The sequence below is a fragment of the Pseudochelatococcus sp. B33 genome (assembly GCF_053570585.1).
Map to the genome: position 1 here is coordinate 204,568 of NZ_JBSEFH010000005.1, position 21,327 is coordinate 225,894.

Annotated in this window: 17 protein-coding genes; 11 read left to right on the forward strand and 6 right to left on the reverse strand. The window is 67.4% G+C overall.

Annotated features, from left to right (window positions below):
• Positions 1 to 55: 55 nt before the first annotated feature.
• The 3 genes from ACUSIJ_RS07325 to ACUSIJ_RS07335 form a co-directional block, all read right to left on the reverse strand.
• Positions 56 to 1,450, reverse strand: coding sequence for a septal ring lytic transglycosylase RlpA family protein (locus tag ACUSIJ_RS07325; protein WP_449307723.1), 1,395 nt, complete (start codon positions 1,448 to 1,450; stop codon positions 56 to 58).
• Between the two features lie 214 nt (positions 1,451 to 1,664).
• Positions 1,665 to 4,511 (reverse strand): 5'-nucleotidase C-terminal domain-containing protein, encoded by a 2,847-nt coding sequence (locus ACUSIJ_RS07330; protein ID WP_449307724.1) that lies wholly within the window; start codon positions 4,509 to 4,511, stop codon positions 1,665 to 1,667.
• Positions 4,512 to 4,860: 349 nt separating this feature from the next.
• The gene (locus ACUSIJ_RS07335) at positions 4,861 to 5,595 is read right to left on the reverse strand and encodes a glycoside hydrolase family 25 protein (protein ID WP_449307725.1); all 735 of its coding nucleotides are present in this window, start codon (positions 5,593 to 5,595) and stop codon (positions 4,861 to 4,863) included.
• 33 nt (positions 5,596 to 5,628) lie between these two features.
• On the opposite strand from ACUSIJ_RS07335, the gene ACUSIJ_RS07340 reads away from it, so the two are divergent.
• Together ACUSIJ_RS07340 and aqpZ are read left to right on the forward strand one after the other, a co-directional pair.
• On the forward strand, positions 5,629 to 5,916 hold the full coding sequence (locus ACUSIJ_RS07340; RefSeq protein ID WP_449307726.1) for a hypothetical protein: 288 nt from the start codon (positions 5,629 to 5,631) through the stop codon (positions 5,914 to 5,916).
• 152 nt (positions 5,917 to 6,068) lie between these two features.
• Positions 6,069 to 6,770: an aquaporin Z gene (gene aqpZ / locus ACUSIJ_RS07345; RefSeq protein WP_449307727.1), complete on the forward strand. Its 702-nt coding sequence runs from the start codon at positions 6,069 to 6,071 to the stop codon at positions 6,768 to 6,770.
• 4 nt (positions 6,771 to 6,774) lie between these two features.
• Here the strand turns inward: aqpZ and dgcA are convergent, their stop codons facing one another.
• The 3 genes from dgcA to ACUSIJ_RS07360 all read right to left on the reverse strand — a co-directional run bounded on the left by dgcA (position 6,775) and on the right by ACUSIJ_RS07360 (position 9,320).
• Complete coding sequence (gene dgcA, locus ACUSIJ_RS07350) at positions 6,775 to 7,743, reverse strand: N-acetyl-D-Glu racemase DgcA (RefSeq protein ID WP_449307728.1); 969 nt, start codon at positions 7,741 to 7,743, stop codon at positions 6,775 to 6,777.
• A 154-nt stretch (positions 7,744 to 7,897) separates the two neighbouring features.
• Positions 7,898 to 8,362: an aminoglycoside 6'-N-acetyltransferase gene (gene aac(6'), locus ACUSIJ_RS07355; RefSeq protein WP_449307729.1), complete on the reverse strand. Its 465-nt coding sequence runs from the start codon at positions 8,360 to 8,362 to the stop codon at positions 7,898 to 7,900.
• A 1-nt stretch (position 8,363) separates the two neighbouring features.
• Positions 8,364 to 9,320, reverse strand: coding sequence for a pirin family protein (locus ACUSIJ_RS07360; protein WP_449307730.1), 957 nt, complete (start codon positions 9,318 to 9,320; stop codon positions 8,364 to 8,366).
• Between the two features lie 324 nt (positions 9,321 to 9,644).
• Between ACUSIJ_RS07360 and ACUSIJ_RS07365 the strand changes: the two genes are divergently transcribed.
• From ACUSIJ_RS07365 to ACUSIJ_RS07405, 9 genes are all read left to right on the forward strand, one after another.
• Positions 9,645 to 10,499 carry an aspartyl/asparaginyl beta-hydroxylase domain-containing protein gene (locus ACUSIJ_RS07365; protein ID WP_449307731.1) on the forward strand — a complete coding sequence of 285 codons (855 nt, stop codon included), beginning with the start codon at positions 9,645 to 9,647 and terminating at the stop codon, positions 10,497 to 10,499.
• 458 nt (positions 10,500 to 10,957) lie between these two features.
• Entirely contained in the window at positions 10,958 to 11,545 is a 588-nt protein-coding gene (locus tag ACUSIJ_RS07370; RefSeq protein ID WP_449307732.1) for a hypothetical protein, read from the forward strand.
• 113 nt (positions 11,546 to 11,658) lie between these two features.
• A complete protein-coding gene (locus tag ACUSIJ_RS07375) occupies positions 11,659 to 12,183 on the forward strand; it encodes a hypothetical protein (RefSeq protein WP_449307733.1) in 525 nt (174 codons plus the stop codon).
• Between the two features lie 345 nt (positions 12,184 to 12,528).
• The gene (locus ACUSIJ_RS07380) at positions 12,529 to 13,515 is read left to right on the forward strand and encodes an ABC transporter substrate-binding protein (protein ID WP_449307734.1); all 987 of its coding nucleotides are present in this window, start codon (positions 12,529 to 12,531) and stop codon (positions 13,513 to 13,515) included.
• Between the two features lie 47 nt (positions 13,516 to 13,562).
• Positions 13,563 to 14,825, forward strand: coding sequence for an isochorismate synthase (locus ACUSIJ_RS07385; RefSeq protein WP_449307735.1), 1,263 nt, complete (start codon positions 13,563 to 13,565; stop codon positions 14,823 to 14,825).
• Positions 14,822 to 16,492, forward strand: coding sequence for a (2,3-dihydroxybenzoyl)adenylate synthase (locus ACUSIJ_RS07390; protein ID WP_449307736.1), 1,671 nt, complete (start codon positions 14,822 to 14,824; stop codon positions 16,490 to 16,492). The genes ACUSIJ_RS07385 and ACUSIJ_RS07390 overlap by 4 nt, the downstream gene beginning before the upstream one ends.
• Positions 16,489 to 17,124, forward strand: coding sequence for an isochorismatase family protein (locus ACUSIJ_RS07395; RefSeq protein WP_449307737.1), 636 nt, complete (start codon positions 16,489 to 16,491; stop codon positions 17,122 to 17,124). The genes ACUSIJ_RS07390 and ACUSIJ_RS07395 overlap by 4 nt, the downstream gene beginning before the upstream one ends.
• Positions 17,125 to 17,127: 3 nt before the next feature.
• Positions 17,128 to 17,370, forward strand: a complete 243-nt coding sequence (locus ACUSIJ_RS07400; protein ID WP_449307738.1) for a phosphopantetheine-binding protein — start codon at positions 17,128 to 17,130, stop codon at positions 17,368 to 17,370.
• Positions 17,371 to 17,372: 2 nt separating this feature from the next.
• The gene (locus tag ACUSIJ_RS07405; protein WP_449307739.1) at positions 17,373 to 21,317 is read left to right on the forward strand and encodes an amino acid adenylation domain-containing protein; all 3,945 of its coding nucleotides are present in this window, start codon (positions 17,373 to 17,375) and stop codon (positions 21,315 to 21,317) included.
• Positions 21,318 to 21,327: the final 10 nt, after the last annotated feature.

Sequence of the window (21,327 nt, forward strand, 5' to 3'; positions counted from 1 at the left end):
CGTCCACCATCCGCAGCCCGACGCGCCGGCGCGCTCGCGCGCGCCCTGCCACCACTCAGCGACCGCTGTTCCGGCTATCCGGGCCATTGCCGAAGGCGACGAAACGCTGCGGTGTGAGCTGCGACAGCGGCATCGGCTCGAAATAGACGCCCGCCCGATCCTTGCCCGTGCGGTCGGTCGGGGCGCCATCGGCCAGATTCGCCACCAGCGCCCTGCGGCCGGAAGGTGCGGCGGGCTCTCCCTGCAGCGCTTCCGTCGCCCCCGGCACGGCCAGCAGCGTGCGCCGGCGCGCGAGCTCGGCGGGGCGGGACGGCGGCAGCGGCACGGCGGCCTGCGGCGCACCGACTTCACGCACGAGCTCCGTCAGGGGGGAGTTCTGGGGCGCGTCGGCGAAAGCCAGGGTCTGCGACGTCGCAACCAGCGTGCGCGAAGGCGCCGCCGCCGGCTGCGGCAGCGCCGCGACCTCCGTCGGGGCGGCCGATGCGGGCGCCGGAGACTCGGCCGCATGCGCCACGAGCGTGCGCGCCGTCGGCCGCGCCGACGCCGCATCCGCCACCTGCTGCTCCGCCGGCGCCGGGACCGGCGCAGCGGCAGGCGCTTCGGCAACCGGCGTTTCGGCGGCCGGCGCCGCGCTCGCCATCATCACCGGGGCCGGCGTCACGACAGGTGCGGGTGCGGGCGTCGGGGTGGGCAGGGGCGCAGCCGGAGCAGGCTGCGGCGCGAGCGTCGGAACGGCGGCCGGCGCAACGTTGTTGAGGGTCGCGAGCAGCTTGCGGTCGTCGCTGCCGCCGAGCGAGGCGCGCCCGACGTATTCGACCTTGACCCGGGCGGTGCCCTGGCGATGGAAATCGAGCGCCTCGGCAGCGTTCCTCGACAGGTCGATCAGGCGGTTGCCATGGAACGGCCCGCGATCGTTGACGCGGACGATCATCGAGCGCTGGTTGCTGAGGTTGGTGACGCGCACGTAGCTCGGCAGCGGCAGGGTCGGGTGGGCGGCGGCGAAGGAATATTTGTCGAACACCTCGCCGTTGGCCGTCTTGCGGCCATGGAAGGCGGAGCCGTACCACGAGGCCGTGCCGACGGCCACGTAGTTGTCGTTCTCCCGCGGGGTAAAGCGCTTGCCGGCAACCACATAGGGCTTGCCGACCATGGCGCGCCCGCCGCCCTTGGGCACCTTGCTGCCGCTGGCGACGACGCGCGGACTGGGCTTGACGCCGTATTTGGGATCGACCTTGGCGGAAGCGGCGGGAGAAGCGGCCCCGGTGGTGCGCGGTGCGGAGCTGCAATTGGCGAGCCCCAGCGCCAGCAGCGAAACGGCCAGCAGCCTGAGCGGGGTCAGAGCGGGAAATCTTGCGTCGGTGCGGTATCGCGGTTCGTCGACAGGCGAGGCATCGGTGGCATCCGGACTGTCCGGACGATTCGTGATGTTGGCCCGTTTCGTCAACCGCATAGGTCCGTCCCGCATAATAGCCCTCATCGCCTGCATACATATGCCTGCTGGCCGCGACGCACGTTCGCACCACAGCTCATGCAACGATAAGGGACCAACTTCGTTGACGGAACGTTAACAGTACTATTCCGCCCATGACAAGGGGGAATGGGCGTTTCCCCACTCCCCGTTTTGTAGAATGGTTACCGGCGCGTTGTCCGCGCCGGCGAAACCCTTACGCCAGCCAGTCGCCGCCGACCAGGCTGTTGCCGTTGAGCTGGAATTCGTCGCTGCGGACGAAGGCCTGCCCGACGAGCGCGACATCGACGCCCTCGTCATCGATCTGGCCGATCCAGAACGCCTTGCCCGCTTCGTCCGCATCGCGGTTGAGCACCTCGCTGTAAAGGCGATCCACCAGGTCCTCGGTGGACTTGCCTTCGTTCGCGGTCTGCGCCTCGTCGGAGTCGGCGATCGCGGCGGCGATCGCGGCGAAGTCGTCGCCCTCGGCGCTGCGGCCGACCCAGTAGCCGAATCCGTCGGCATCGCCCTCGGCGTTGCGGCCGAGAAGCGCCCGGTAGAGGCCGGCGATCTCGGTCTGGTCGGTGGCGAACAGGCCGACGAGCTCGTCGCTGAACGAGATGCCCTGGATGTTGACGGCGCGGGTCTGCGAGCCGCTCTCGCTGTCGGTGATGACGGCCCCGTGGCCTTCGATCGCCACCGAGTAGCGGGATGCCGGGCCCTGGAGAAGGAGCACGTCGAAGCCGGTGGCGCCGTCGACGAAGTCGTTGCCGCGTCCGGCGAAGATGCGGTTGTCGCCGGCGTTGCCATGGATCTCGTTGTCGAGAACGCTGTCAACCACCGAGGCGTTGCCCGTGCCGGACAGGAAGATGTTCTCGACGTTCTCCGGCAGCACGATGAGGTCGTTGCCGGCGTAGAAGACATTGTCGATGCCGTCGGTACCGTGGGCGACGCCGAGCTTCGACGCATCATTCACGTTGATGTCGTTGCCGCCCTCGTCGTTGCCCAGGACGCCGACGGGAAGCTCGCGGAAGTTGATCACGCGGCTGTCCTCGGAGGCCGGCGTGTCGGCCACGTCGTAGGGCGTATCCCAGTAGTTGGCCTTGAGGTATTCCGCGAAGGCGTCCTGCTCGGTGCCGGGAGCGGCAAAGGTGGCCTCGCCGTCCTGACCCGCGAGCGCATCGGTCAGCAGCACGACTTCGGAGCCCGGAACCCGATCGTTCACGAATGCGGTGTAGCCGTCGCCGCCCTCGGCGAGGAAGGTCAGCGTCACGATCTTGATGGCGCGGGCGGCGTCGCCCTGCAGTTCGCCGTTGGAGACGATGGTGTCGATCACCGTGCCGTCCTCGCCGACGACCTTCAGCGACAGCACGCGGCTGCCGGGAGGCAGATCCCGATCGAACACGACCTCGATGCCGCTGACCTGCGGGAAGGGGCCCGGCGTCGCGCCCGGACCAACGCCCGAGAAGCCCTGCTCGAACGCGTTGAGCAGCCCCTGCGCCGTCAGCGTGACGATGGCGAGATCGTTGTTGAAGCGCAGCGAGTTGACGATGTCGAGCTGGGAGATATCGCCCTCGAGCTTGCCCGCGCCGGGGTTGGCGGCGGGCGGCAGCAGCTCGACCTGGTCGCCGACGGCGAAGACGGAACCGATGGCATCGCGGATGCCGCCGCCGTTCTTGATCGACACGAGCACTTCCGCGTCGACCTTCTTCGCCTCGGCGAGGTTGGCGTCGGCGGTCAGGCTGCCGAAGTTCGTCTCCTCGGTGCGCACGGCGGTGCGGCGGCCTTCCAGGAACACGTCGGTGCGGCCGAAGATCTCGCCGTCCTGCTCCTGAATGATGGTGCCGATGCCCTTGGTGACGCGATCGCCGTTCCCGTCCTTCGCGCCCCAGATGATCTGGTCGACCAGATAGCCCTTGCTGCCCTCGGCGAAGGGATCGGCCCCGTCCCACAGCTCCGCGACCTTCTCGTCCGTGGTCACGTAGGCGCCGTTGATCGTGTCGTCGAGGCTGTCGAGGATGATCTTGCCGTCGGCGTCGAACTCGACCACGAGGCGGCCGACGTAGGAGAATTCGCTGTTGGTGTTGACGATCAGCAGCGGATCGCCGTTCTTGTTCTGCGAGACGATCGGATACTCGCCGGCGGCGACGTCGCCGTCGCGCAGCGCGTCGTTCTCGTCGGCGAGCAGCGTGTGCGAGCCGCCGGCGATGATGATGTCGACGTTCTCCAGCAGCGGCGCGAGCTGCTGCTCGAACTGGAGCTGCTGCAGGTGGCTCGACACGATGACCTTGTTGATGGTCGGGTCAGCGGCCAGGATGCGCGCCACCTCGGCGTTGATCTGCTCGGCGAGCAGCGGGATGTTATCGCCGTTCGCGCCGATGACCTTCGTATCGCCCGGCGAGGAGATGGAGGCGAGCGCCTGCGTCGTGGCGGCGACGACGGCGATCTTCTCGCCGCCCTTGGTGATCACCGTGGAGGGCGCGATCTTCTTGGCCGTGTCCAGCGCAAACGAGGACGCCTCGCGGATTTCGTTGGTGAACAGGCTGCTCAGGCTGGCGTCGTTGGAGAAGTCGAGGTTGGCCGACAGATAGGGGAACAGCGTGCCGATATTCACGTCGTCGGCCGTGCCCACGATGCCGTCCGCGCCGGCGGAAGCAGCGATGATGTCGCGGATGGCGGCCGTGCCGAGGTCGAACTCGTGGTTGCCGAAGGTGGCGGCCTCGACGCCGATGATGTTCTGGATGGCGACGTCGGGCCGGCCGGAGGCCGCGGCGAGCGCGGTGAAGATGACCTCGGCCTCCTCCGTGGAGAAGAACTGGCTGTACACGGCCCGCAAGGTGGCAGCGAGGGCGCTGTCGGAGCCGGTCGCATAGAACGGGCCGGGGATCCAGCCGTCGCCCGAGGAAAGAATCAGCGTATTCTCATACTCGTCCTCAAGGATATCGATGATCGCGGCGAAATTGGCCGCCCGCTCCACCGCCCTGAGGCCGGCCTCCCAGTCCGAGGCGTGCAGAAGTTGCAAAACGAAATTCGTCGACGAAGTTTCAGGTGACGTATCGGACATGGAAAGGCTCCTTGAGGGGCAGGTCGGCGGCAACGATGCAGGGCGCCTGCGGAGAAGCCCCGCATCAGCGCCTCAAGATCGATAACCATATGGCACAAAACACAAAAAAACTTTCAACCAACATACACTTATCTAGATTACCATAAGCATCTGACAAATTTATGTAGATTGATTCAAACACCAGAAAGAGGATGTATAGTTACCGACTATATTTATATATGCCGACACAAGCGTGACGGCGGCCACATGGCGCGCCGTCACTGTTCCGATGTTCTGAAGTGATCATGAGCCGGGCCGGCGCTGGCGCGCCGCTGCGGGTTCGCGCTGCGGCGGCGGTGCGCCGCAGCCGTTACAGGTCGCCGGCCTTGAAGCGTTCCCACATATGCGCGGTGCCGAAGAAGGCGTTGCGGTCCACCGGCCCGTTGATGCCGGGGATGGTCCCCTTGGCGGTGTACTGCCAGAAGTACCAGCGCCGCCCGTCGAAACGCGGGGTCGGATAGCGCGGTATGCTGCGCACCCACAGCGGATAGCGCTCGAACCCGCCCTTGATGACATCCTCGAAGAAGGTGATGTCGGTGTAGATCACCGGGCGCTTGCCGTAGTGGCGTTCCATGGCGTCCAGCATGATCTGCATCTTCTCGATGGCACGGGCGCGCGGAATCTTGTGCGGGCAGGTCTTGGAATGGCCGTTCCATTCCACGTCGAGCACCGGCGGCAGCGCGTCCTCGTCGACGGGCACGTTGGCGATGAACCACGCCACCTGCTCCGCGGCCGACCGGCACCAGTAGGTGAAGTGATAGGCGCCGCGCGGCACGTGTGCGGCCTTGGCCGCGTACCAGTTCTCGAGAAAAAGCCTGTCGGAGTGATCGCCGCCCTCCGTCGCCTTGATCCAGGCGAAGGCGACGCCGCTGCGCCGCACGCTCACCCAGTCGATCTCGCCCTGCCATTTCGACACGTCGATGCCGTGGATCGGGTAATCCGACGGCACCGGCTCGCGGCGCTTGGAGGCGCAGGAGGCGACCGCGAACGCCAGCAGCAGAACCGCCAGGGGCTTCAGGAACCGACCGGAACAGGATGCAAGCATGGCGACGCGACCCGTTTCAAGAAAACCAGGGAGATGCGGTTCACGAACAGAAACGAAGCGCGCCTTCCGGCGACCGGATGGTTCCACCCGACCGGAAAACGCGCCGAAGGCGAACGACCCCGGAATGCCCCGATCACCGCCCCGTTCATGTGTCGATACATGATTTTTGCCGAAAAGCGGAATCCGCATTCAGCAATCATGCCGCATGCCGGCACCATTGCCCGCTTCCGGTTAAAACCATGTGAATGCCGCCGTCCGCCTTGCGCGCAGGAACAGGGCGGCCTTTCACCATTCCGCGATCAGTTCACCGCGGCACGATGAGCACAATGTATTCGATTTTTGTATTCAGAAATACGATCGTCTTGTAAACTTATGGTTGTAGGTATTCGCGTGGCATGTCGCATTCGCTGCTGTATTCATAGGAAATCAGGAGCTTAATGATGAGCAATGGCACTTCGGACACGATCATAAATTTGAAAAAGCCTCTCGCGGCCGAATTTCTCGGCACGTTCTGGCTGGTGCTTGGCGGCGCGGGCAGCGCGGTTCTGGCCGCGGCCGTGCCCGATCTCGGCATCGGATACGCGGGTGTGGCGCTCGCCTTCGGCCTGACGGTGCTCACCGGCGCCTACGCGCTGGGGCATATTTCCGGCGGCCATTTCAACCCGGCCGTCACCGTCGGCCTCGTCGCGGGCGGGCGGTTCCCGGCCACGAACGCCGGTCCCTATATCATCGCGCAGGTCGTGGGCGCCATCGCCGCCGGCCTGGTGCTGTTCCTGATCGCCTCCGGCAAGGCGGACTTCTCGGCCGCCGCCAGCGGCTTCGCGTCGAACGGCTACGGCGCGCATTCGCCGGGCGGCTACTCCATCCTGTCCGCGATCCTGGTCGAATTCGTCCTGACCGCCTTCTTCCTCATCGTGATCTTCGGCGCGACCGATGCGCGTGCGCCGGCGGGGTTCGCGCCGCTCGCCATCGGCCTGGCGCTCACCCTCATTCACCTCATCAGCATCCCGGTGACCAACACGTCGGTGAACCCGGCGCGCAGCACCGGCGTGGCGCTGTTCCAGGGCGGCTGGGCCATTGCCCAGTTGTGGCTGTTCTGGGTCGTGCCGCTGCTCGGCGGCGCCGTCGGCGGGCTGATCTACAAGCACCTGCTGTCGTCCGACGACCACGTGTGAGGCGTCACGCCCATGGCGGTATGAGGGTGCTGCCCTCGTACCGCAAGCCGCCGTCGCGATCGCGCGCCAGCAGCAGCGGACCGTCGAGATCGACCCAGTCCGCGCCCTCGGCGACGATGAGCGCCGGCGTCATGCCGAGCGACGTTCCCACCATGCAGCCGACCATGATCCCGAGGTCGCGCGCCGACGCTTCCCGCAGCAGCACCAGCGCGTCCGTCAGGCCGCCGGTCTTGTCGAGCTTGATGTTGATGGCCGTGTACCACGGCGGCAGATCGTCGAGCGAGGCGGCGTCGTGGATGCTCTCGTCGGCGCAGATGGCGATCGGCGTTTCGATATGCGCGAGCGCCTCGTCGTCCCCCGCCGGCAGCGGCTGCTCGATGAGTTCCACGCCCGCCCGCTCGCAGGCGGCGAGGTTGTCGGCGAGATTGTCGCGCCGCCAGCCTTCGTTGGCGTCGACGATGAGACGCGCCGCCGGCGCCCCCTCGCGCACGGCGGCAAGACGCTCCGGGTCGCCGTCGGCTCCGAGCTTGATCTTGAGCAGGGGCCGGTCCGCCGCGCGCCGTGCCGCTTCGGCCATGGCCGCGGGCACACCGAGGCTGATCGTATAGGCGGTGAGCATCGGCCCCGGCCTCGGCGTGCCGGCGATCTCGTAGAGCGGCCGGCCGCTGCGGCGCGCTTCCAGATCCCACAGGGCGCAATCGAGGGCGTTGCGCGCCGCGCCCGGCGGCAGCGCGTGCGCCAGCTCCTCGCGCGTCAGACCCTCCGCCACGGCCTCACCGAGGCCGCGCAACTGCGCCGCGACGCTGTCGACGCTCTCCCCGTAGCGCGCATAGGGCACGCATTCGGCCGCCCCCGCGTGCGCGTCGTCATGCACCGTCGCCACCACGACGACCGCCTCCGTGCGGCTGCCGCGCGCGATGGTGAAGGTGCCGGCGATCGGCCAGCGTTCTATGGTGACCTCAAGGCAACGCATGGTGTCTCCGCTCCGCAATGGGACGGGGCTTGGAGCGCTTTCCGATCAGATGGGATCATCTGGTCGATCAGAATTCGCTCAAAATCAGAAACTTAGAGGACTTCACCGTTTCACGGAAACGGTGAAGTCCTCTACGTCCGGGGCGGGCATGCCGTCAAGGGGCGTCGAGCGGCTTGCGGAAATACACCACCCGCTCCGTCTCCGCGAAGCCCAGCGCCCGGTGCGCGGCGTGGGACGGCGTGTTGGCGATGTCGGCGTCGGAGGCCAGTTCCCGGCAGCCGAGCTGCCGCGCCCATGCCTCGGCCGCCCCGAACAGCAGCCGCGCACCGCCCTTGCGGCGCCATGCCTCGCGGACGAGCACCCCCTCGACGAAAGCGACCGGCGACGTCTCGCAGCCGTTGACGTAGTCGTGCCTCAGCATGGCTTCGATGAAGCCGACGGCCGCATCGTCCCCCGTGCGCAGCAGCGCCGCGAACGCCGCCGGCGCGCGCGCCAGGATCGCCCGCATGTCCGACAGGTGGGAGAGATCGGACCCGCCCGGCCACAGCGCATGGCGCAGGGCGAGCCAATCCGCGGTGTCCGCATCGGTACAGGGGACGATCCGCCAATCGCCGCCCATATCACCCCGCCTGCACGCGCACCGGATCGGGCAGCGGGATGAACTCGTCGTGATCGTGCACGGGCAGGTCGAACAGGCCCCGGCCCCATGCCTGCGCTTTCCACGCCTCCTTCGCGGCGGCGATGCGCTCGCGGGAGGAGGCCACGAAGTTCCACCATATATAGCGGGGACCGTTCAGGGTCGCGCCGCCGAGAATCATCAGCCGCGCGCCCGCCTCGCCTGCCCCCACCGTGATGGCGTCGCCGGGGCGGAACACCATCATGCGCCCGGCCTCGAACGACTGGCCGGCGACGTCGATGGCGCCTTCCAGCACGTAGATGGCGCGGTCCTCATGATTGTCCGGCATCGGGAAGCGCGCACCGGCGCGCAAGGCCACGTCGGCGTAGAAGGTTTCCGAATAGAGCATCGCCGGCGCCGTCTCGCCATAGGCGTTGCCGAGGATGAGCCTGAGCTTCACGCCGTCGCCCTCGATGACGGGCAGGCCCTTGGCCCCGTGGTGCTCGAAGCGCGGCGCGACGTCCTCCGCCTCCTCCGGCAGGGCGACCCAGGTCTGGATGCCGAAAAGGCTGTGGGGGCCGGAACGCCCGCGCGCGCTGGTGCGCTCGGAATGGGTGACGCCGCGCCCCGCCACCATCCAGTTGAGCTCCCCGGGCAGGATGGTCTGGTCGCTGCCGATGCTGTCGCGGTGATGGAAATCGCCGCGAAAGAGGTAGGTGACGGTGCCGAGACCGATGTGCGGATGCGGGCGCACGTCGACGCCTGCGCCGGTGAGGAACTCGGCCGGTCCCATCTGGTCGAAGAAGATGAACGGCCCCACCATCTGCCGCTGCGGCGCGGGCAGGGCGCGGCGGACCTCGAAGCCGCCGAGATCGCGCGAGCGCGGGATGATCAGGGTCTCGATGACGTCCGCGCCCGTGTCGGCGGGACATCCAGGCTCCAGCGCAGGGTTCCAGCTCATGATGCGTCCTCCCGCCGCAGTGCCGCGGCGCATTTCTGGAGCCGCTATAATAACGCAGCGGCCGGAAAATCTGGAATCCTTGCACCCGCGCCTCATTTTTCGTTTAGCATCAAACCGATCCGGAAAGCGGCGGCCGTTTTTCGGCCTGGCCGCCCGGCGGCGGCGCCCGCAGGACGACGGGTGCGAATGCGCACGGCACCCAGCCACGTGCGTCGATATGCCTATTCCTGTATCATCCGATGTCTTAAAAGCTATTGGCGAAATGCCTATTGTACCGGCCGCTCATACCGGCACCGGAAGAGCTTCGATACGCTGGAGCAGGAAGTGTCCTCCAACCCCGCTAACACCCCTACCAAACCTCAGGGCCACCACCCGGACAGCGACAACCCGGCCACGCAGACGTTCGGCACGGAGGGAATCGCTCCCCTCTCGCGACCGAGCCTCGTGACACGCACGCTGATGGCGATCGTGGCATGGGCGGAGCGGCTGAACCTGCGCTATTCGCGCGTCGGCAATCCGGCGGTCTACGACAACAGCGTGTTTCCGTGGGTGGCGGAGATCGAGCGGGAATGGCCGCTGATCCGGCGCGAGCTCGAGCAGGTGCTGACGCGCCAGCAGGACCTGCCGAGCTTTCAGGACATCTCGTCCGATGTGAAGACCATCTCCACCGACACCCACTGGAAGACCTTCTTCCTCGCCGGTTACGGTCTCGAATCGGAACGCAACATCGCCGCCTGTCCGGAAACGTGGCGAATCGTGCGCCAGATTCCGGGGCTCAAGACCGCGATGTTCTCGATCTTCGAGCCCGGCAAGCACCTGCCCGCCCATCGCGGCCCCTACAACGGCGTGCTGCGCCTGCATATGGGCCTGATCGTCCCGGAGCCGCGCGACAAGCTCGCCATCCGCGTCGACGAGCAGATCCTGCATTGGGAGGAGGGCAAGGCCATCGTCTTCGACGACGCCTATAACCACGAGGCCTGGAACTACACCGACAAGACGCGGGTCGTGCTGTTCGTCGATTTCGTCAAGCCTTTGAAATTCCCGGCGAACGTCGTCAACTGGCTGCTGCTCAACATCGCCGCCTTCACCCCCTTCATCCGCGAGGGGCTGGACAACCACAAGGAATGGGAAAAGCGCTTCTACGCCGAGGCCGAGGCGCTGCGCAACAAACAGGGCTGAAAGCTACGTCTGACGACATATTTGTCTCTTGACAGCGCAGAATAACGACATATGGTTCACATCGATGTCGCACACGCGCTATCGTCACACCCTCGGCATGTAAAGACGAGGTTGAGGAAGACTGAGAACGCTAGGAAGGCGCATTTATATTTGCATACGCATTGTTTAGTTGAATACGATGACGCTCTTTATAGAATTTTTATTATCTTCAAGGAGAGATATTATCTACATTCTGGCAACTTACTAATCCTGTAAAAATTTTACAGCTATTCTCCCAGGCATATCTCCCAAGCATAAACTCCCGAATTCATCGCCGGCAGACGACGCGCCGCGGACCCCGCTCGAACGGCGCGAGGCGCTCGTCATCGCCAGCTCATCCGACAGCGACAGCGAGGGGACGCAGGACGTCCCGAATTCTGCTCGCGTGCTGTCTTTCACCCCGAAGAAAGGAAACGCCAATGTCAGTCGGCCACACCCGCACCTCCCCATATGTTCCTCCCGCCTATCCTGAAGGACCGGATGGCCGCCCCCTCGTGCCGCCAACCCCCACTCATAGGGGGACGGAGGCCATGCTCGCGGCGAACAGGCTATCCCTTGAGGAGCGCAATGTCTCCGTCCATACCATCCGGGAGGAGACCGAGGTCGAGGTCGAAATCGAGCTCGAAACCGTCGACGGCGAGGGAGCCAGCCCTGTCACGTCGACGATTCGCCACGTCACCGACCAGATCACGGACGGAATCGACCACGCCCGGCGCACCATCGAGGACGGCACGAAAAAATTCGATGAATTCGGCAATGAGATCGGCAACGCCGCCGAGCAGACCGGCGATGCGATCGACCAGCGCGGCCAGACGGTCGAGCAGACCGTGGACCGGGTGCAGGACGTGGCCGACAGGATCCAGAAGCGGTCCTTGTTCCAGAGACTCTTCAGCTGCATCTGCGGGACGGCGGATGCGATCCAGGACGACGCCGGACAGCGTCAGGTAACCCATGTCAGGAACGGCACCCCCGCCGCAACCGGCACGCTGTCGCCGCGGGCCGCCTGATCCGGCCGCGTCCGGGCGGGTGCCCGCTCACCGGCGGCGGCCATCTCGCCGCGCCGTTGCCGAGAATGCGGTCGTCCGACCGGCGCCTCCACGGCAGGGAAAGATCTCGTGTCATGTCATCCCCCCTCAACAACGCACCGGCAACGTCGCTCCTCACCTGGGTCGCGCCCGGATTCCCGGCCGCGGTGCTGAGCCGCCCGCCTTCCGTCGCCGGCAGCATGTCCGACACACTCTCGGATCGGGAGGTGGTGTTCGTGCCGGTGATGCCGATCATGGTCACGCCGGAAATGCTCGAAAGAGGACTGTCGAGCCCGGTGCCCCGGTCGCCGCGCTTGTCGATATCCGAGAGGCAATCTCCAAGCCTGACGGCGATCGGCGTGCAGAACGCGGCCAACCGGGTCGGGACCATGATCGACGTCACAGCCGCCTCCATCGACACCGTGGGCACAGCCGTCGAGACGGTCGTCGACCACACCCGGATGGCCATCGAGGCAATCCGCAACCGCCCCTGGTATCAGAGACTGTCGGCATGGCTCGACAACCTGCCGTGCTGCGCCAGTGATTCCGCCACGCCGGACACCGATCCGCAGCGCGGGTCGCGCAACGGAACGCGACCTGACGGAGCACGGCCGGGCTGAGACTTGTCCGATCGGTCCGGGTCGGAGAGCGGAACGGGACAACCCCCGTCTCCGGCGCATGGCTGCCTTCGGTCATGGATATTGACTTACAAGGCGCATGGGCACATAGCCTTCCGGCACGGAACGTGAGAAGGCACGTCAATGGAATATAAGTATAATAATTATAAACTTAAATCATTGGATTGTTGTGCCCGTGCTTATGCGAGCATTCTGGTTTCCGCGGCTTTTGCTTATTTTATAATTATTCTTATTATTCTCGCTCTCACCCCTTCGGCTTCTTTCGGCGGCGAACCGGCGCGCACCGCCCCCCTGACGGTCGAGGACATCACCGGCCGCACGATCACGTTGCCGCGACCGGCGGAGCGCCTGCTCATCGATGACGGCCGCTATCTCATCGCGCTGTCGCTCATGGTGGACGACCCCGTCGCCCTCGTCGCCGCGTGGCCGCATGACGTGCACCGCCTCGGCGATGCCGCCTATGCGGCATACCGCGCGCGCTTCCCCGACATCGCCACGAAGACGCGGATCGCGGGATCGGCGGAATCGCTGTCGATCGAGCAGATCCTCGACGTCGCGCCCGACGTCGCGATCTTTCGCGCCGGGATGGGGCCGACTCCCGAGCAGGTGCGCCAGATCGAGGCCGCCGGCATTCAGGTCGTGTTCATCGATTTCTTCTCGCAGCCGCTGGAGAATCTGGCGCCGAGCCTCGCCATTCTGGGCCAGCTCGTCGGTGCGCAGCAGCGCGCCCGGGCCTTCATCGATTTTCGCGCCGAACACCTCGCGCGCATCACCGACCGCGTCAAATCGACGCCCGACCTCGCGCGCCCGCGTGTGTTCCTGGAAGTGCACGCCGGCCTGACCGAATGCTGCAACGCGCCGGGGCGCGGCAATATCGGCAATTACGTGGAGCTCGCCGGCGGGCACAACATCGCGGCCGACGTGCTGCCGGGCGCCGTCGGCAAGCTCGGCATCGAGTTCATCATCGACAGCGAGCCCGAGATCTACATCGCCACCGGCGGCCCGCAGACGGCGAAGGCGGGCGGGTTCGTCATCGGGCCGCAGTTCGGCATCGAGGAGACGCGCGCCTCGCTGGCGCGGATGGCGGCCCGGCCCGGCATTGCCTCGCTCGCGCCGGTGGAGCGCGGCGAAGTGCACGGGCTCGCGCACCAGTTGCTCAACTCGCCGCTCGACATTCTGGTGGCCGAGCGCCTCGCCAAGTGGATCCATCCCGACCTGTTCGCGGATGTCGATCCCGACGCGACGCTGGCCGAGCTCAACGCCCGTTTCCTCGCCGTCCCACTCGCGGGGCCCAACTGGATCGATCTGCGATAGCGGGCCGCTAACGCGGTCCGAAGCGTCCATTCCGAAGAGGCTGTCCGATGGCTGTTGCTGCGATGCGCGCATTTTCTCAAGACGACCATGCCGAGAGGCAGGAAAGCGAAGATGCCGGCCTTGAGGCCGCAACACCCTTCATCCTCAGCGGCGCGGACGAGACGCGTGTCGGCCTCGGCGTCGGGGCCTCGCTCCCGCCGACGCCGGCCGCGGGGCTGAAGGACGCCGTCAATGCCTTCTGGGCGGCGCAGGCGCACGCGCGGCCGCACGCGCCGATGCTCGTCGGCGTTCTGCCGTTCGACCGCACCGCCCCCGCCCATCTCTATGCCCCGCAGACGGTGGCGGATGTCTGGCCGGCGCGCGCCGCCGCCGCAACGGCGGAGCCGGCGCAGGGGCAGTGGTCGAGCGCCGCCGAACCGGCCCCGGCCGCCTATGCCGAAGCCGTCGAGCGGGCGCTCGCGTTGCTGTCCGGCCCCTCGGGCCTGCGCAAGGTGGTGCTGGCGCGCAGCCTGATGGTGACGGCGCCGGCGGAGATCGATACCGACACCGTGCTGTCGCGGCTCGCCCGCGACCCGAGCATCGCCACCTATGCCGTGCCGTTGCCCACCGCCGCAGGCGCGCCGGCGCGCACGCTCATCGGCGCCACCCCCGAACTGCTCGTGGACAAGCGCGGTCTTGCCGTCCGCTCGGCGCCGCTCGCCGGATCGGCGCGCCGGCACGCGGACCGGGACGCGGACGAGGCGTCCGCCGCCGGCCTCCTGAATTCGCAAAAGGACCGGCGCGAGCACGCCTTCGTCGTCGAGGCGATCCTCGACACGCTCGCGCCCTATTGCCGCGATCTGAAAGCGCCATCCGGCCCATCGCTGGTGTCCACGGCCTCGATGTGGCATCTGGGCACGCTCATCGACGGCACGTTGAAGGACAAGGACGTATCCGCGGTCGAACTCGCGGCGGCGCTCCACCCTACCCCCGCCGTCTGCGGCCTGCCGCGCGAGGCGGCGCGGCAGGCGATCGCCGCGCTGGAAAATATCGAGCGAGGCTATTATGCAGGCGCGGTCGGGTGGGCGGATCGCAACGGCGACGGCCGCTGGATGGTTGCGATCCGCTGCGCGGAATTTTCGGGACGCACCGCCCGGGTCTATGCCGGGGCCGGCATCGTGCCCGGTTCCGATCCGTGGTCGGAGGTGGCGGAGACGTCGGCGAAGTTCACCGCGCTGCTGGCGGCGCTGGGCATCGACGAAGCCGGCGGCGCCGGACGGACGGACGCGGAGCAGGAAACGGGGCAAGAGGGAACAGGGGACAGGACGTGATTCCAGCCATCCAGCAATGGCCCGAGGCGTTTGCGGCGCGCTACCGCGCCGCCGGCTACTGGCGCGGCGAGACGTTCGGCACGGTGCTCCGGGACCGCGCCGCGCGCCGGCCCGGGCATCCCGCCATCGTGGAAGGCGGGACGCGCTGGACCTATGCCGAACTCGACGCCCGGGTCGACGCGCTGGCGCGCGGCTTCACGGCGCTCGGCCTCAAGCCCGGCGAGCGCGTCATCGTGCAATTGCCGAACGTCGCCCCCTTCTTCAGCGTCGTGTTCGGCCTGTTTCGCGCCGGCATCCTGCCGGTGTTCGCGCTGCCCGCCCACCGCGCGACGGAGATCGTGCACTTCGGCAACCGCGCGCAAGCGCGGGGCTACGTGATCATCGATTCGTTCGACGGCTTCGACTATCGCGCGCTCGCCGTCGAGGTGAAGGAAAAGATCCCGACGCTCGACCACGTCATCGTCGCCTCGGACGATGCCGGGCCTTTCAGGACGCTTGCCGGCATCGAGCGGCACGACGGCCCGCTGCCGCCGGAGCCGAACCCCTCGGACGTGGCGTTCCTCCAGATCTCCGGCGGCTCGACCGGCCTGTCGAAGCTCATTCCGCGCACCCATGACGACTACATCTACAGCCTGCGCGGCAGCAACGAGATCTGCGGGCTCGACGAAAACGGCGTGTATCTGGGCGTGCTGCCGATCGCGCACAACTTCCCCATGAGCTCGCCCGGCACCTTCGGCGCGCTCCATGCCGGGGCAACGGTGGTGCTGAGCCCCTCGCCGGCGCCCGATGCCGCCTTTCCGCTGATCGAGCGGGAGAAGGTCACCATCACCGGCATGGTGCCGCCGGTGGCGCTGGTGTGGACGGAGGCGGCGCGCACCACCGCGCACGATCTCTCCAGCCTGAAGCTGCTGCAGGTCGGTGGCGCGAAGCTCACGCCCGAGGTGGCGCGGCGCGTGGTCGACGCCTTCGGCCCCGTTCTGCAGCAGGTGTTCGGCATGGCCGAGGGGCTCGTCAACTACACCCGCCCCGGCGACGGCGAGGACATCGTCATCAACACGCAAGGCCGCCCCATCAGCCCCGACGACGAATTGCTCATCCTCGACGACGACGGCAACCCCGTGCCGCCCGGCACGCCGGGCCACCTGCTGACGCGCGGCCCCTACACCATCCGCCAGTATTTCAACGAACCCGAGGCGAACGCCGCCGCCTTCACGGAGGACGGCTTCTACCGCACCGGCGACATCGTGCTGCTGCGCCCCGACGGCAACCTCGTGGTGCAGGGCCGGGCCAAGGACCAGATCAACCGCGGCGGCGAGAAGGTCTCCGCCGAGGAGATCGAGGACCACCTGCTCGCCCACCGCCAGGTGTTCGACGCGGCGGTGGTGTCGATCCCCGATGACTATCTCGGCGAGCGCTCCTGCGCCTTCATCATCGCGCGCCACCCCGCCCCCAAGGCGCTCGAGCTGAAGAAGTGGGTGCGGGAGCGGGGGCTCGCCGCCTTCAAGGTGCCGGACCGCATCGTATTCGTCGACAGCTTTCACACCACGGCGGTCGGCAAGGTGAGCCGCAAGGACCTGCGCGCCGCGCTGCGCCAGAAGCTGCTCGACGCCGAGGCCCAAGAAAAGAGTGCCCAAGAAAAGATTGTCGAGGAAAAGAAGGGCGCATGATGGGATTGCCGTCGATCGAATCCTATCCCCTGCCGACGGATGCCGACCTGCCGCGCCCACGTGTGGGCTGGCAGGCGCGCCGCGATCGGGCGGCGCTGCTCATCCATGACATGCAGAACTATTTTCTCGCTCCCTTCCTGCCTGATTCCCCGCCGATCGATGCGGTGATCGCCCACATCGACGCGCTGCGCCGCCATGCGCACGAGCTCGGCATCCCCGTGTTCTACACCGCCCAGGAGGGCGATCAGGACCCGCGCGACCGGGGCCTGCAGCGCGATTTCTGGGGACCTGGCATGAGCACGCGACCCGAACACCAGGACATCCACCCGCGACTTGCCCCGCTCGATGGTGACTTCGTGCTCCACAAATGGCGCTACAGCGCCTTCCAGCGCTCGAACCTGGAGCCGCTGATGCGCGCGCGCGGACGCGACCAGCTCATCGTCACCGGCATCTACGCCCATATCGGCTGCCTCATGACGACGGCGGAAGCCTTCCAGCGCGACATCGAGCCGTTCTTCGTCGCCGACGCGGTGGCCGATTTCTCACGCGCGAGTCACGATCTCGCCGTCACCTATGCCGCCGGCCGCTGCGCCGTCGTCACCACCACGCAAAAGTTGCTCGAAAGCCTCTGATCCATGACCGCATCCGCCCTCACCCTCGACACCATGCGCGCCGACATCGCCCGCATCATCGGCGAGGATCCCGCCGAGATCGGCGACGAGGACAGCCTGATCGATCTCGGGCTCGATTCCATCCGCGTGATGACGCTCATCCAGCGCTGGGGCGAGCGGGGCGCAAAACTCGATTTCGCGCAACTGGCGGAGAAGCCGACGCTGGCGCACTGGTGGGCCGTCGCCAGCCGGCATCAGGCGGGATGACCATGGCCGGGCGCGCACGCAGACTGACGCAGGCGCAGGAAGGGTTGTGGTTCGCGCAGAGGCTCGACCCCGACAACCCCATCCTCAACACCGGCCAGATCGTCACGCTGAAAGGCCCGCTCGACCGCACCGCGTTCAAGGCCGCCGTGGAGCAGGCGCTCCGGGAAGCGCCGGCGCTCGCGGTGCGCTTCGTCGACGGGCCGGTGGGGCCGGAGCAGATCGTCGACGATCCCGCCTTCGCCACGCTCGACATCGTTGATCTGACGGCGGAGCCCGACCCGCTGCAGGCAGCCTATGACTACATCGACCGCGACATGGCGCGCCCGCGCGATCCGCTGCGCGAGGCGCTCGTCACCGAGGATCTGCTCATCGCGGGACCGGACCTGCATGTCTGGAACCAGAACATCCACCACCTCGTCATCGACGGCTACGGCACCTCGCTGCTCAACCGCCGCATCGCCGCGCTCTACAACGAAATCGTGACCGGCGTTCCCGAGCCGGACACCGCCTTCGGATCGTTTGCCGACTGGCTGGCCGAGGACGACGCCTATCGGGGAAGCGACCGCGAGGCGAAGGAGCGCGCCTATTGGAACGAGCTCTTCACTGAGCGGCCGCAAGTCGTCGGCATCGCGCCGGGCGAGGCGGTGAGCGCATACACCTTCCACCGCTTCACGCTCGACATCGGACCCGAGGTGACACGGGCGATCACGGAGCGTGCCCGCCGTGCCGGACTGGCATGGCCCGACCTCGTCACCACGATCGCCGGCGCCTTCATCGCCCGCCATACCGGGACAGACGAAACCGTTGTCGGCGTGCCGCACATGGGCCGGTTCGGATCGGTCGCCGCGCGCGTTCCGGCCATGGTCATGAACGTGCTGCCGCTGCGGCTCTCCATCGACGAGGATGCGCCGCTCGATGCGCTCGCCGCCGACGTCGCCCGCCAACTGGCAAAGGGCCGCCGCTTCGGGCGCTACCGCAGCGAACAGTTGCGCCGCGATCTCGGGCTCGTCGGCGGCGAGCGGAGGCTCTACGGCCCACTCGTCAACATCATGCCCTTCGACATGCCGTTCCACCTCCATGGTATCGAGGCCGATCTCAGGGTGCCCGGCGCGGGCGCGGTGGACGACATCACCTTCACCCTGCGCGCCGACGCGGCAGGCGAGACGATGCGGCTCGAACTCGACACCAATCCGGCGCTCTACCCGCTGGAACGGACGCAGCAGCTCGGGCGCCGGTTCGTCGCCTTCCTGCAGGCGGCGAGCCGCAACGAGCGGCTGGTGGACACGCCGACGCTCTCGCCCGAGGAGGAACGCCGCTGGCGCGCCGTCCAGACCGCCACCGTCCGTGAGGTGGAAGACACGACGCTGGCGGAGTTGCTCGCCCGCCGCGCGCAAGCGCAGCCGGACGCGCGGGCGCTCATCGACGGTGAGGTATGTTTCACCTATGCCGAGCTCGAAAGCGAGACCGCGCGCTTCGCACACCGGCTTCGTTTAGCCGGCGTCAAGAAGGGCGACATCGTCGCCGTGGCGCTGCCGCGCTCGCGCCATCTGGTGCTGGCGCTGCTGGCGAGCGTGCGCATCGGCGCGGCTTACCTGCCGCTCGACGCCGGACATCCGCGCGAGCGGCTGGCGCGTATCCTCGCTTCCGCAACGCCGCGCGTCATCGTCACCGGCTCGGCGCAAGCCGCCCTGCCGGAGGATGCGCCGCTGCTGCTGGTCGAGCACGATGACAGCACACCGATCCCGGCCGAAAGCCCATTCGTCGCCCCCTCCCCCACGGATGCCGCCTATATCATCTTCACGTCCGGCTCCACGGGCGCGCCCAAGGGCGTGGTGATCGAGCACCGGGCCATCGTCAACCGCCTGTTGTGGATGGAGGAACATTACGGCATCGGCCCCGGCGACCGCATCCTGCAAAAGACGCCCGCGACCTTCGACGTGTCCGTGTGGGAGTTCTTCCTTCCCTTCATCACCGGCGCGACGCTCGTCGTCGCCCCGCCGGATGCGCACAAGGACCCGCAGGCGCTGGCGCGCCTTGTGCGCGAGCACGCCGTCACCACGATGCATTTCGTGCCCTCGATGCTGGCGCTCTTTCTCGACGAGCCGCGGGTGCACGGCCTTGCGATCCGCCGCGTGTTCGTGAGCGGCGAGGAATTGCCCGCCGACCTGCGCAACCGCTTCCACCAATTGGTTGCCGGCGAACTGCATAATCTCTACGGCCCGACCGAGGCAGCGGTCGACGTGAGCTACTGGCCCGCCTCGCGCGATGACACGAGCCGGCCGGTGCCCATCGGCCACCCCGTCTGGAACACCCGTCTCTACGTGCTCGACGCGCGCCTGCGCCCCGTGCCGGCGGGCATTGTCGGCGAGCTTTATCTGGCCGGACGGCAACTGGCGCGCGGCTATCTCGGCCAGCCAGAACTCACCGGCGAGCGCTTCGTCACCGACGCCTTTTTTGCCGGCGAAAGAATGTATCGCACCGGTGACCTGGCGCGGTTGCGCGACGACGGCACGGTGGAGTTTCTGGGGCGCACTGACCATCAGGTGAAGCTGCGCGGCCTGCGCATCGAACTGGGCGAGATCGAGGCGGTGCTCCTCTCCGACAACGACCTGGCGCAAGCCGTGGTCGATGCGCGCGACGACGGCACGGGAGGCAGGCGCCTCGTCGCCTACGTCGTGGCGAAACCCGGCCGGTCCATCGATGTCGGGGCCCTGCGCGCCCATGCGGCCGCACATGTGCCCGATTACATGGTACCCTCCGCCTTCGTGACGCTCGACCGCCTGCCGCTGTCCGCCAACGGCAAGCTCGACCGCAAGGCGTTGCCGGAGCCAGCCTTTGCCGCCGTGGCGGGACGCCCTCCCGCCACCGGTACCGAGCGGCGCCTTGCCGCGCGCTTCGCCGACTGCCTGCGGCTCGACGCGGCGACGATATCGGCTGATGACGATTTTTTCGAACTCGGCGGGCATTCGCTGCTGGCGGCGAAGCTGCTCAGGCTGGTGCGCGACGAATGGGGCGCCTCGCTCGCCGGCAACGCGCCGGGCCAGAATCTGCTTGGTCTCGGCATCATCTTCACCGATCCCACCGTCGCCCGCCTCGCCGCCCGGATCGATGCCGCGTTCGCGGCTGCGGGGCCACTCTCCGTCACGGATAGCGAAGGACTGGCTCCGCTCGTTCGTCTCAACCGCGGCAACGAGATCTCGGCGCTGTTCTGCATCCACCCGGCCGGCGGCATTTCGTGGTGCTATGCCGAACTGGCGCGGGCGCTGGCACCCGGTCATGCGGTCTACGGCATCCAGGCGCGCGGCCTCGACACAACCGCCCCCGCGCCGGAGAGCATCGACGCCATCGCCGCCGACTATGTCGGGCTGATCCGCGCGGTACATCCGGAAGGGCCTGTCCACCTTGCGGGATGGTCCGTCGGCGGCATCATCGCCCATGCCATGGCGGTGCAACTGGCGCAGGCCGGCGCGCCGATCGGCCTGCTCGCCCTGCTCGACGCCTATCCGAGCGACAGCTGGCGCGAACAGGCCGACCCGTCAGAGGATGTGGCGCTCAAGGCGCTGGTGCAGATCGCCGGCAGCGACGTTTCCGAACTCGGTGAAGGCGAACTGACACGCGAACGGGTCATGCGGTTCCTGCGCGACATCGGCAATCCGCTCGGCCTGCTGTCCGATGTGGCGTTGGCGGGCGTGCTGCAGGTGGTCGCTGCCAACAACCGGCTGGTGCGCCAGCACCGGCATGGTTTCTTTCCCGGCAAGGCGCATTACTTCCGCGCCGCGCTCGACCACGCGGGCACGCCCCTCACGCCACAGTTGTGGGCGCCCTATGTCGGGGGGCTCGATATCCACGACGTGCCGTCGCTGCATGCGCATCTCACCGGCGGCGAGGCAACGGCCCGCATCGCGCCGGTCATTGCGGACGCGCTGCGCCGACGCGCGACAATATGACAAGGACATG